Annotated in this window: 12 protein-coding genes; 1 reads left to right on the top strand and 11 read right to left on the bottom strand. The window is 37.2% G+C overall.

The genetic code is table 11. From position 1 onward, the window contains the following. Positions 1-161 precede the first annotated feature (161 nt). Positions 162-1880, bottom strand: coding sequence for an HD-GYP domain-containing protein (locus tag ACIQ1H_RS02395; RefSeq protein ID WP_402886248.1), 1719 nt, complete (start codon positions 1878-1880; stop codon positions 162-164). Positions 1881-2633: 753 nt separating this feature from the next. Here ACIQ1H_RS02395 and ACIQ1H_RS02390 point away from each other — a divergent pair. Then, positions 2634-4064, top strand: a complete 1431-nt coding sequence (locus tag ACIQ1H_RS02390) for an S-layer homology domain-containing protein (RefSeq protein ID WP_402886246.1) — start codon at positions 2634-2636, stop codon at positions 4062-4064. Positions 4065-4099: 35 nt separating this feature from the next. On the opposite strand, the gene recO is transcribed toward ACIQ1H_RS02390, so the two are convergent. The 10 genes from recO to ACIQ1H_RS02340 form a co-directional block, all read right to left on the bottom strand. Next, positions 4100-4894 (bottom strand): DNA repair protein RecO, encoded by a 795-nt coding sequence (recO, locus tag ACIQ1H_RS02385; protein WP_402886244.1) that lies wholly within the window; start codon positions 4892-4894, stop codon positions 4100-4102. Positions 4895-5070: 176 nt separating this feature from the next. Next, the gene (gene era, locus ACIQ1H_RS02380; RefSeq protein WP_402886243.1) at positions 5071-5988 is read right to left on the bottom strand and encodes a GTPase Era; all 918 of its coding nucleotides are present in this window, start codon (positions 5986-5988) and stop codon (positions 5071-5073) included. Continuing rightward, on the bottom strand, positions 5975-6388 hold the full coding sequence (locus ACIQ1H_RS02375; protein WP_402886241.1) for a cytidine deaminase: 414 nt from the start codon (positions 6386-6388) through the stop codon (positions 5975-5977). Before ACIQ1H_RS02375 ends, era begins: the two co-directional genes overlap by 14 nt. Before the next feature lie 231 nt (positions 6389-6619). Next, positions 6620-6970, bottom strand: coding sequence for a diacylglycerol kinase family protein (locus tag ACIQ1H_RS02370; RefSeq protein WP_402886239.1), 351 nt, complete (start codon positions 6968-6970; stop codon positions 6620-6622). Then, positions 6971-7444, bottom strand: coding sequence for an rRNA maturation RNase YbeY (ybeY, locus tag ACIQ1H_RS02365; protein WP_402886237.1), 474 nt, complete (start codon positions 7442-7444; stop codon positions 6971-6973). A gap of 9 nt (positions 7445-7453) precedes the next feature. Then, positions 7454-9574, bottom strand: coding sequence for an HD family phosphohydrolase (locus ACIQ1H_RS02360; protein ID WP_172772084.1), 2121 nt, complete (start codon positions 9572-9574; stop codon positions 7454-7456). A gap of 695 nt (positions 9575-10269) precedes the next feature. After that, positions 10270-11226 carry a PhoH family protein gene (locus tag ACIQ1H_RS02355; RefSeq protein ID WP_172772085.1) on the bottom strand — a complete coding sequence of 319 codons (957 nt, stop codon included), beginning with the start codon at positions 11224-11226 and terminating at the stop codon, positions 10270-10272. 2 nt (positions 11227-11228) lie between these two features. Further along, the gene (locus ACIQ1H_RS02350) at positions 11229-12341 is read right to left on the bottom strand and encodes a sporulation protein YqfD (protein WP_402886235.1); all 1113 of its coding nucleotides are present in this window, start codon (positions 12339-12341) and stop codon (positions 11229-11231) included. Continuing rightward, a complete protein-coding gene (locus ACIQ1H_RS02345) occupies positions 12331-12591 on the bottom strand; it encodes a hypothetical protein (RefSeq protein ID WP_172772087.1) in 261 nt (86 codons plus the stop codon). Before ACIQ1H_RS02345 ends, ACIQ1H_RS02350 begins: the two co-directional genes overlap by 11 nt. 55 nt (positions 12592-12646) lie before the next feature. Then, positions 12647-13147, bottom strand: a complete 501-nt coding sequence (locus ACIQ1H_RS02340) for a hypothetical protein (RefSeq protein WP_402886233.1) — start codon at positions 13145-13147, stop codon at positions 12647-12649. Between the last annotated feature and the right edge of the window lie 17 nt (positions 13148-13164).

The raw sequence follows: 13164 nt of genomic DNA, 5'->3' as shown, positions 1-13164 counted from the left end.
TTTTAACGGCGATTTCTTCTGTCTCACCAGCGATTCATGGACTTTTATCGGCTGTTTCTCTTAGTTTATCGGCGATTTATGATCATCTAATCTATTTAACTAACACTCCCTTTTTATAGTTAAAAAATAAAAACCAAATCAAATTTTGATTTGGCCATGTGCTATGCTTTTAACGATATAAATAAACGCTCCTGCATTTTTTCCTCAAATAAAAACTTTTTCATACTCATACCAACTAAGTTTACTAATAGTTCCTCAATATCACTTAAGGAATAGTATAGGAAGGTGCCTTCACGCATAGGACGAACTCTTTTGTCGATCGTCAGTTCCTCGTCAATAAAGTAGGCAACATTTACACCACAGTGCTCCATTAGTTGTGTTATACGTTGATCATCGCCTGGATTAATAAAGAACGGCACGATTTTATCAATATACAAAATACTCTGAACAAGTTTAATAAAAAAGTTCTCACGAATAGAAGTTTCCACAACTAAAATGGTTGTTTGCTCATGCTGGTAATCCATGTACAAAACATTTAATTGTTCTTCCAATAGTTGCTTTAATATATGAATGGAATTTTTGTATTTCTTCATATCAGTTTGAATTTCTCGCGTTAGTAGCCGCAGAATACGATAGGCAGGTAAGAAGATTTTTAAAACAATTTCTTTCGGATGTAAATGATCAATTAATTTATTGAAATACACTTTTAAAGTTTTCTCATCATTTCGTATTAACTGTTCGATAAATAAGTTAAAAATTTCTTCAAAACTATTAGCACGATAATCAATCATTTTAACAATTTTTACACTATAATTCAGGGGTAAATTCATAGACCTTTGCTCATCTAATAATTTTACTTTCGGTAACGTTGGAAATAGATCGTAGACAAGCTCCACTCGTGCACTCCGATTATCAGATAGCAACACAACTGAGTTTACAGGATAAATGCCGAGGCACTCTACAAATTTATGCATAAACTTTTCGTTATATAAATGTCGATCTCGATACAGTACAGCTAAAGCATCTGTTGCGTTATATCCCGAATGATATACACGTTTTGAGGTCATTGCCGAATAGACATCAATAATTTGTAATAGTTGAACACCATCACTCATCTCATCTGCACAAAGTTGGTTCGGATATCCTTTTCCCGCAAAACGCTCGTGGTGATCACGTGCTAAATAAGCGATATCTGCTTCACCATTTTCTAATAGGAGCTCATAACCTTTTGTTGTATGGGTTTTGACAATTTCAAATTCATCCTCGGACAGCTTTCTTTTTAAGCCTAGTATTTCTTGTGGTATAAATACTTTGCCAATATCATGAAATAGATAACCACGCGCTAACATCTCTATTTCTGTTAAGCCTAGTTGTCGCGCAAAAATAGTTCCTAGTACAAAAGCATCGAAGGAATGGACAAACGAGTACTCATCCCATTCTCTTAAACGTATGAGTAAATCGTAGCGATGTTTTTTTTCTAAAATCCGCTCAAACACACCTCTAACATATGCTGTATCCTGAGTACTTTTTAAAATTTGCCCATAACGCAATTCGTGTACAACATTTTCTAACGTTGTCATAAATAGATTGTTGACCGCTACTTTATATTCATCAATTGCTTCTTTTTGCTGTAAAAGAGGTGCAAATACATCCTCATACTCTCTTGTTCGCTGCAAACTTAAATCATGAACAATTCTTACTGAATCTGAAGATAGATAAACTGATAATTCCTCTACTTTTCTTAGTTTAAGTAATGCAATTATTCTCTCAGTTAGCACTAAATCTTTTTTAGCTAATAGGCGATACTCGGAAAAAATATCTTCTGCTAAAATATCATTTGCTTCTACTTCCTCAATACTTAATGTCACTTTTCTTAGCATTTATTCAGCCACACACGCGTATTTATAGCATTATGTGACCTCCCTCCCTTTTCCATAGGACTGCATTAATCTAATAACGTACTATTATACGTTTGCTGATAGAGGCTTGGTTTTCATCTATGTGTTAAATGAAGAATAATTAAAACTAATTTTCCATGTAATTAGTATAATTATGCAAAAATAACTAATATATATTTTATTTACCTTTACAATATCATAGGTTAAAATGCCTTTTCAACTAGTATATGGGATTGAAATGATTAGTTAATACTATGCATATATTACAAACCATTTAAAAAGTAATTCTTTAGATTCATAATTTAAACGAACTTCGCTAATGATTGTAACTAAAAGCTAAGATATTTGACCTATTTCAATAAAAATTAACGTTATTATTTATAAAAACAACTATTATTTTATTAATGCACCGTATCGCTAAAAAAAACAAATTTTTTCTTACTAATTTGTATATCGGACGTTTTCCTAATCTTTTTTTCCTATTTTGATTTCAATATGCACCACATAATTTCCATTTTATAGTGGATAATATTCCCTCTATTCTCACCTTCAACAATTTGATATAAATATATTATTATAGTTATTCTTTTATGTTAAAGTACGTTTTTTTAACAATACATAGTAATACCAACCATTCGCAATCAATCGTCCGGAAGTTTGAAACTGTACATAGGAAGGATTCTTACTAGAAAGAGCAATGCTATAAATGTATATCTATTCATTGGAGGAAACAAATTGAATACACACCGTTTTTATCAAATGGCTTTGGCAGCTACTTTAGCAACAAGCGCTATCGTTATTGCCCCCCAAACAGCTAATGCCTCTTCATTATTTCCCGATATTAACCCATCGACTGAGGAAGGCAAAGCAATTATTAACTTAGCCGAGCGTGGTATAATTTCTGGCTATCCTGACGGTACATTTAAACCAGCTAATTTTATTACTCGTACACAGGCAGCAAAAATTTTAGCAGGCATTTTACATCTAGATACTATGCATGTAAAAAATCCTCACTTCAAGGATATTACCCCTGATAATGAAAACTATGGTGCTATCGCTGCTCTTGCAGAGGCAGGAATCATTAGTGGCTCTAATGGTTATTTTAATCCGACAAAACAAATTACACGTGGTCAACTATCCAAAATGCTTGTAAAAGGCTTTGATTTAACAATTACAGCTGATATAGATATACCTTTTACAGATGTAAAGGCTGGCAGTGAATACGAGCCATATATTCAAACATTATTTGCTAACAACATCACAAAAGGTACGACACCAACTACCTTTGGTCCTCAAAGCTATGTAAAACGTTCTCAACTAGCCTCTTTTGTAGTGCGCGCTGAAAACACACAAAATAATGCGATGATTCATGCAGATTATTTTAATCAAGATTTTATCTTTGCATCTTATGGCGGGATTGAGCCTGCAGAGGATATTTTCACTTGGGATGACGAACAAGAAATAACAAATACGATTACAATTAAGCCATTAAAAGAAGGCACTGGTAAATTGGTTATCACTGGTTTTAACGAAGATACCGAGGAATTTACTGATTTCTTTTTCTTAGTACATGTGAAATCTATCAATGGCAAACTGCAAGCTACACTAGAAGAAGTAAATGAAGGAGATTATTTAGAAAATCAACCTCTTGATCTTAATGAAACTGATTTATCGTTCACACCTACAGAAGTAAGTATTCAAACTGCTGATGGTCAAGCATTATCTTCTGATTTCTATACACTTGATACGAAAGATAACGTAACAACACTATCCATTTTTCAAGATGGACAATACTTATTAACGTTTACAAATGGTACACAACAACAAATCATGGCGGCAGATGTGTATACGTATGATTTTGTACGTAGTATTGATCTTTATGAAATTTCAAATGAACTAACATTTACAAGTGATTATTTTAATTTTGAGCCAGTACAAGTGGCATTAGAGGATTTAGGGGATAGCTCAGATCCAACAAACAAAGTACCTGTTAAAGCAGTAATCAACGGCAACAAATTGATTGTAACGCCATTAGCAGAGGGCAATGCAGTATTACACGTAACTGGAAAAAATGGTGAAACTGCATATTTAAGTGTTGAGTTTATAAAAATTGCAGATAAATGGGCTACTTATTACGATTTATATGATGATTCGGATATCTATTAATACGGACCGAATTTAAAAAAATGCCAGAGGACATGTTAGTTGTCCTCTGGCGTTTCTGTTTTGTCTGTAGATGGTCTTAATTGTAATTCAGGTGTTCTTTCTAATTGCTCTATAAATTTCTTTGTCTTAAAGCGAATACCAGTCTGTTCCTCATAAATGGTTGTAATAATTTTTTTTATGAAATATTTTGTCTCTTTTTTCAATTCTAGTTTGCCAATTTGATCAATTGGTACTGTGTAGAACATGCGAATCAGCTTTAGCTGAGTTGGAGTGAGCCGAATAATATATGGATCTTGCTGGTAACAGCGATGACATAGGAACCCGCCTTGTGCAAAGGAAAAGGCAAATTCTCCATCCACTGCACCGCATGATGCACAAGCATGTAGTATTGGCTGTACACCTGTGTAGGGTAACATCTTCCACTCTACAAAAAGTGTAATGGCTTCTGGATCATAGCCATCTTCAATTGCCTGTAATGACTGTAGAAGGACTTCAAATGCAAAAGGCTCCGCTTTACCTTCCTCCACCACACGCTCGATTAGTTCCATTATATAGCTTGCATAGGCAGTTGCTACAATATCCTCGCGTATATGGCGCATTGAATTTAGATGCTCTCCTTGTTGCAATGTGCCCATTCCAGTATGATGTTGCACCATAAACATTCCATATGTAAATGGCTGTGTCACCGCAGATAATCTGCTTGAGGGCTTTTTCGCACCTCGTGCCATTGTTGCCACCTTGCCAGCCTCTCTCGTTAGTAGCGTCACAATTTTATTTGATTCGCCATATGCACGAACCTTTAGCACAATGCCTTCCCATTTATAAAGCATCCATCCCCCTCCTTTTTTTGCGAGTTTTCAAAGAAAATAGAGCTCTCCAAACAAAATTTGGACAGCTCCGTTTTACTCTCTCCCAAATGGCTTAAAGCATCATTTCAACTGCTTAGTCCACTTTAAGAAATCGAAAAATTTTATAATCACTAAGCATTTACGCTAAGTGAAGGAAATTAATATTCGTCATCTCGGAATCCAAAATCACGAAGATGCGTTGATTTATTACGCCAATCTTTTTGCACTTTTACCCAAAGCTCTAAATACACTTTAGATCCGAGTAGCATTTCTATATCCTTACGAGCACGAATACCTACTTCTTTCAGCAGCGCCCCACGTTTACCTATAACAATCCCTTTTTGAGAATCACGTTCTACAATAATTGTCGCTGCAACACGAATCTTTTCTTCATTTTCTTCATCACGACGAATTTTATCAATGACTACTGCTATAGAATGTGGTATTTCCTCACGTGTTAAATGTAACACTTTTTCACGAATTAGCTCTGAAATGATAAAGCGTTCTGGGTGGTCTGTTACTTGGTCGGCAGGATAATACTGTGGGCCTTCAGGTAAATACTTCGTTAAAGTTGACAGTAAGTTTTCAACATTATTCCCTTGAAGAGCTGAGATTGGCACTATTTCAGCAAAGTCATAGCGCTCTTTATAGCTGTCGATAATACCCATTAATTCATCTGGGTGAATTTGATCAATTTTATTAATTACTAAAAATACAGGTGTTGGATTGCCTTCAAGCATTTCTAAAATAAACTCGTCACCCTTACCAAGCTTTTGCTCCGCGTTGACCATAAACATAATAACATCTACTTCACGCAATGTATTTCTTGACACTTTTAACATGAAATCGCCTAGCTTATGCTTTGGTTTATGGATACCAGGTGTATCAATAAAGATCATTTGGCTATCGTCTGTTGTTAGTACGCCTTGTACCTTATTTCGTGTTGTTTGTGGCTTATCGCTCATAATGGCAATTTTTTGACCAATAACTCTGTTTAAAAATGTAGACTTCCCGACATTTGGTCGTCCAATAATTGAGATAAAGCCTGACTTATAGCCAGCATTATTTTCCAGCATTTTCTAAATCCTCCGTTGTAAATGCAAACGGTAGTAACTCGCCAACTGACGTTACCGTGACATCACCATTTAAATTTGTTAAGTATACAGGCATAGATGGGGCACAAAATTCCATCATTACTTGGCGACACGCACCACATGGAGCACAAGGGCCCTCTGTATCAGCTACAATAGCATTCGCCTCAAAATCATAAACACCTTCTGAGACTGCTTTGAAAAACGCTGTACGCTCTGCACAGTTCGTCATACTATAACCTGCATTTTCAATATTACAGCCATGGATGACATCCCCGTTTTTTGTTAATAGCGCAGCCCCTACTTTAAATTTTGAATAGGGCACATATGCCTTCTCACGTGCTTTTTTAGATTCTTCTAGTAACGCATGCATATCTATCTTCATCTATGCTAATTCTCCTCTACATCAAAATCAATGCCTTTATGCATTAGGCATATCATCAATTACGCCTTGGTGTAATTGCGTCCAGATTTTTTGGAGCTTCATAAGAACTCCTTTTAAAATCTAAGACATACTCTAACCTTAATATAGCCAAAGTTTGAACTCCCACCGCTTTTAGTGCACATTCAAGAGTTATTCCCTCACTTATAGTAAGTAAGGGTTGCTAAAATCAAGTTAAAACCATTTTGGTATAAAGATTAGTAAACCGATTATAGCACTGAATACCGCAAATACAAGCACCGCACCTGCTGCAATATCTTTTGCTTGCTTAGCAAGTGGGTGAATGTCAGTTGAAGCTAAGTCCACAACTCGTTCAATAGCGGTATTCATCATTTCAAGCGCAAACATCAGTGCTATTAATAATAGCACAATAAACCATTCTACTCGTGATAAACCTGTGAAATAACCAGCAATTAAAACAATGGCTGCACTGAGCAAATGTGATTGAAAATTTTGCTCTTTACATGCTGTGATTATACCTTCAAAAGCATATCCAAACGAACGTAAATATTTGCGTAAGTCCATTTAGTCACGTCCTAAGCCGTAAGATTGTAAAATCTCCTCTTGCTTCCCGAACATCACCTTTTCATCCTCTGGTACCATATGATCATAACCAAGTAAGTGCAAGAAGCCATGGACAGCTAAAAAGCCCAATTCACGCTCAAATGAATGTCCATACTCCTCAGCTTGCTCCTTTGTGCGATCTGTTGAAATAATGATATCGCCTAAAATGCGTGGCATCCCTTCAAACGTTACTTCCATTTCACCTTCACCTAATTCCTCTAAGGCGAACGATATCACATCTGTCGGTTGGTCTTTACCGCGATAGTCTCTGTTTATTTCTTGGATAGCTTCGTTAGTCACAAAGGTTACTGATACTTCTGTTTCAGGTTCAATCTTTTCTACTTTTGCTGCATGTTGTAAAAGCTTCTCCACCAGCTCCGTATGTTGTGCAGTTACTTCATTTGTTTCATCTGTAAAATCAATCGTTAAAATCATTGGTGCCTCCTACTTATCTGCCTTTGGATATTCAATACGTGAATGGAAAATTCCATTTAACGTCTCACAAAGTACTTGCTCTATACATTTTAACTCTTTTATCGAAATATCGCATTCATCAAACTGATGGTCCTGTACACGGTCATCAATAATTGCACGCACGAGCTTGTGAATTTTTTCAGCATTTGGTTCTTTCATTGAACGAACTGCCGCTTCCACACTATCAGCTACACTTATTACGGCTGCCTCTTTTGTTTGTGGTTTCGGTCCAGGGTAACGGAACTTTGCCTCATCAATCACTTTTCCCTCTTCTTTTGCTTTGTAAAGGAAAAATTTAAGTAAACTTGTTCCATGATGTTGTAGCGCTATATCAATAATCTCTTGCGGCATTTTATAGCGTCTTAGCATGTCCGCTCCATCAGTAGTATGTGCAATAATAATTTCTGCACTAGTTTCTGGCGGCATTGAATCATGAGGATTCATACCTGACATTTGATTTTCGATAAAGAACGCTGGACGCTTCGTCTTGCCAATATCATGATAATAACAGCCGACTCTGGCTAGTAATCCGTCTGCACCAATAGCTTCGCATGCAGCTTCAGCTAAATTTGCCACCATTACACTATGATGATATGTGCCAGGTGTTTCCATTAGTAATTTTTTTAACAATGGATGATTTGGATTAGACAGTTCAATTAAACGCAATGTCGAAAGTAAACTAAATGCCGACTCAAAAAATGGTAATAGCCCCATTGTCAGTGCACCCGATAAAAGTGCCGATAAAATCGCAGCAATAAAATAAAACAGTAGCTCAGACAAGCCATACGATGATTGTGTCATTAGTAAATAAAATGCGATAAAGCCCATATTTACAAGTGATATAACAGCAACCGCCTGCATAATATGTGAGCGCTTTTCTACACTACGCATAAAGAATAGGCTCGCAAAACCACCAAATATAATATATAACGTAATTTCCATCTGCATCACAGATGAATACCCTTCTTGAAAAATAACCCCTGCTGAAGCAGCAGTCATAACGGTAATTAATACTGCCGCGCGATCATCCGCTAACAGACGAACGAGCATTGTCGCTAATGCCGTTGGGAATAAAAATGCAACCGTCACATCAAAACCATCCGCCACTAAGCTTATAAACTTCATTAGAAGAATTGAAAAACTATACACAATTACTGTGACAAGCAATGCATTACGCTTTTTAGGTTCTTCTATTTCCCAGCGATCAAATAGAATATACATAAAAATCAGTTGAAGGAAGGTTAAAATAATCAACCCTGCAATCGGCTTCATTGATGCTTTATTACTGACCATACCAAGTAGCTCTAATTGCCTAAATGTCTCATTATCAATAATCTGCCCTTCCTGTACAATAATTTGACCTTGTAATATACGCGTTGGTTCAACTGCTTCCTTTGCTTGCTCTATTCTAACTTTTGTTTGTTCCTCATTGATTGTTTCGTTTTCAACAATACTTGCACGTCCAATTAATATGACTGTGCTTAAAATCTTATCAGGATAGCCACGCTGACCACGAATTTTTGTTTCAAAATCATTTTGCGCAGCTAACACATTTTCTTTACGAATTGATTTTTGTAAATATTCTTGAACAAGTTTTGAAAGTTGTACGCTTGTTCTTTTTAAATCTGTTTCACTTTGTTGTAATAAGCCTTCAAGCTGTGCATCTGTAAAAATGACAGGCATTTGGTCAACATCAATAGATTCTAATTTTTTGCGGAGCTTTGCCACTTGGTCGACATCTGCATCGGGATCTTTACTACTATCTACAGCCTTTTTCACTTCAAGCACATAATCAAATAAAGACGTCACGATTGCTACACGTTGTTTTGCAACGTCCTCTGAAAATTGATAGACGGGCGTAACTGCATTGGCTGCCTTTTCTCGTTCCTGCTGAGTCTTAACTGTATCTTCGATTGTTTTCGTCGATCTTACTGTTTCTGATGCAAGTTGCAATGGTTTAAAATCGTATGTAACACCCTTTACATTGCCATACATAAATGTAAACTGTAATGCCCCTGTAAGGATGAGAACGACAATCAAAAAGTAGCGAAACCCGATAAGCTCCGTAATTTTTTGAAGTTGTTTCTCCATTCGGCACCTCCTCTATCTATCTTCTATCATACCAATTCAAAAAACATTTTTCCCGAAAAATGTATAAGAAAGCAAAAAAACAGCTATACGTATTTGTATAGCCGTCACATTTTTCATTTTTCAACCTTAAATATGCATAAATTGCTGGATATGTCGCTTCATTTTTAGTATAGGTTATTGCAGTTAATTTCTGCTGCGGGCGGGCGCTTTCCGCGGGCACATTGTAAGCCGCAACCGTCGCTGTGGCGCCGTTTGTTGCGCCTTACATTTTGTGCTGTTCCCGCTGGAGTCGCCAACCCTCCGCTCTAATTAACAAGTATTAGTTTCTATTACAGATAACTAAGGTTAAATTTAAGCACAGTATCGTTCTTCTCAATAATTTCGAATTTATCAGCTTCAACCTCTATATCAACGTTGAGTTCCGCTGCGGGCAGGCGCTTTCCGTGGGCACACTGTAAGCCGCAACCGTCGCTGTCGCGCCGTTTGTTGCGGCTTACATTTTGTGCTGTTCCCGCTGGAGTCGCCCACCCTCCGCTCTAATTAACAAAGTTGTACCTGTCGCTTCGCTTTCGGTACAGACTTTTTTCTTTCGTTGTACCTGTCGCTTCGCTTTCGGTACAGACTTTTTTTCTTTCGTTGTACCTGTCGCTTCGCTTTCGGTACAGACTTTAAAATAACCGCCTTAGGCGGTTATTTTAAAGTTGCTGATCTTCGTAAGCTTTTATGATTTTTGCTACGACTGGATGGCGGACTACATCGCCTTGCTCTAGAATTTGGAAATGTATTGAATTGACATATTTTAATGTGCGTTCAGCAACAATCAAACCAGACTCCGTATTTTTTGGAAGGTCAATTTGCGTTTTGTCGCCAGTAATAACCATTTTCGAACCAAATCCAAGTCGTGTTAAAAACATTTTCATTTGCATATGTGTTGTGTTTTGAGCTTCATCTAGAATGACAAAGGCATCATCTAATGTACGTCCACGCATATAGGCTAAAGGCGCGATTTCAATTGTTCCTCGCTCAATTAGGCGTTGCGTTTGTTCCGTGCCATATATATCGTTTAACGCATCGTAGAGCGGTCGTAAATATGGATCGACCTTTTCCTTTAAATCACCTGGAAGGAAGCCTAGAGACTCTCCTGCCTCGACTGCAGGACGTGTTAAAATAATACGCTTTACATGCCCATTTTTAAGCGCTTGCGTAGCCATTACTACCGCTAAATACGTTTTTCCGGTACCAGCTGGACCAATACCAAAAACAACGTCTTTGTGACGAATCGCTTGTATGTATTCTCGTTGACCTATTGTTTTTGCACGTATCGGTTTCCCTTTTGTCGTGCGTGCAATTTCTTCATCGTAAAGTTCTGCAAAGTATTCAATTGTCCCTTTTTGTGTCATTTCAATTGCCGTTGCTACATCACGTTGATCAATATTAATTCCTTTGCGAATCACTTTTAATAATGCGTGTAGAAGATATGTTGCTTGTTCTTTTGCTTCTTCTTCACCCGTTAGCTGAATTTGCTCACCGCGTGTAATGATATGGACATGAAGAGCCTCTTCAATTAATTTCATATTAGCATCGGAAATACCTAGCAGCATCACCGCTTCATTTGGATTATCCACTTGTAATACAGTTAAATGTTCTGACATAATCATTCTCCTTGTGGCCCTTGTATTGGACTTGCAATGTTTTCGTTGACTAAAAATAGAACTTTCCCTTCAACTGTACCATTCCCCCACTTCGCCTGTAAAAGGTTTTCTTTCTTAATAACGGTTTTTGCAGGAAGTGATTGAAGCATCTTTTCATGTAGTAGTGGCATTAACAATGTATCTATTTTCGATTCATCTAATTTAATTTCCACTGTTTTTGTTTGCTGTTCCTCCACAATCGAAACATAAGAATCTAGCCAATTTGGTAAGTCTTTCTTTTGTACATAATCAACAGCTTCTTTATGAATACCCTTTACGACTACACGCCACTGCTTTTGTTGCATTGATTCAATTGTTAGTTTTGTTGGAATTTTAAAGGAGCATTCAAGCCAGTAGTCCGCAAAAACCTCACCCTTTGCCCCAACAAAGACATGGTCTTCACCACTGTCAATGACACCACTTACAAGAACGTCACCTTCGTAAGCTGTATCATTAACAGAAATTTTTCGTTCCCCATGTTGGATGTTAAAGTTTGTGATGACACCGCTTTTCGTAGCAACTAAATGTGTTGCAAGTTTTTCGGTTGTCAATTCTGTTGTTTTTGGAGATTCCTGTGGTCTCAGCGTAACACGACCACCTTGCTTTTCAATATGCACCCACGCTAAGTCTCGATGTTTTTCTAACAGACTCTGCCGAATAACAGCGTCTGACGGTAATACTTTTTTAGTCATCGGCGTTTCTAAGTGAAACGTTTCTTGAAATGTTTTCTCTATTTGTTGTTGCAGCTCTGGTGTCGCCGCTTCAATTTCTACACGCCAAATGATTTGTGCGCAAAGTAAAGGGATTAAAATCATAATAAATAACCCGAGTAATGTCCAAAGTTGTGCGCGAAAAACTTGAAGCTCATCAGCATAATGAACGGTCATTTTTAACCGATACCGACTACGAATGCGACGAATTTTTGGCAAGTATCCCATATTCGTTTCAAATGTAACTTCCTGATCCCGAAAGACAACACGCTTTAAAGGTACTTGCTGTGCGTGTAATGCTTGAATAAAAGGATGAACATTTTCATGGCGCTTTATACGTATTATAATTGGTCGATTATTCCACATTCTTGCTCACACCCATATCATTAGTCATTTTTACATGTAATTCCTGCAAATCCTCTACTGAAAGATGGAGCATTTCTTCCTTTATTGCATTTATCTCAACAGATTTTCCACGCACAATAATATGATAATCAGCATAAATAAACGAGCATGACGTAGCGTCAGCATGTAAAAAGCGATAAGGTCCGATAATTTTTAATGTTTCATACTGTGTTAATTCAAGTAGTGGCGTTAATTGAAATAATTTTTTCATAAAAAAATGCCTCCTTCTTCGGCAATATATGCGCCGAAAAAGGAGGACATGCTAGTTATTTTCGTTTTGCTTTTGGCGGGCCTAAAATTTCAGCCATCACCACTGCTTGCACCAATGCTTTTTGAGAATTCGGTATCTGAAATCCATTATTGGCGGTTGCAACGGAGATGTCTTTTTTCTCAGCAGCCAAACGCCCAATGCTAGGACGTTCGGTTTTACGACTCAATTGCTCAGTTGGAATAAGCGGTGGGGCTACATAACTAGGAATATGTTCCTTCACTTTTTCTCTTACTGGCTCTAGTCGTTTTTCCGTGTCATTTTCTGTCGCAAATTCCGTTTTTAGCTCCCCTACAAATTCACGCGCAAAGTCTTCAAAGCTTTGCCTTTTAGTAGTTGGGCGACGATGCGTTGGTTCATCTACTTCCATTTGGGCGGAAGGTTGTGATGGAGCAGTTTTATTGAAAGGGGGCATTGGTTTTTGTTCTTTTTTATTTTTAGATTTTCCGAAAAGAGAGCTGACTATGGCAATAATTGCAATTATAATAAGTTGTTCCATTTGTTAGCACTCGCTCC

This window comes from Lysinibacillus sp. NPDC097279 (assembly GCF_044761745.1).
Classification (GTDB): Bacteria; Bacillota; Bacilli; order Bacillales_A; family Planococcaceae; genus Lysinibacillus.
This window is presented reverse-complemented; position numbering and strand designations above follow the sequence as displayed.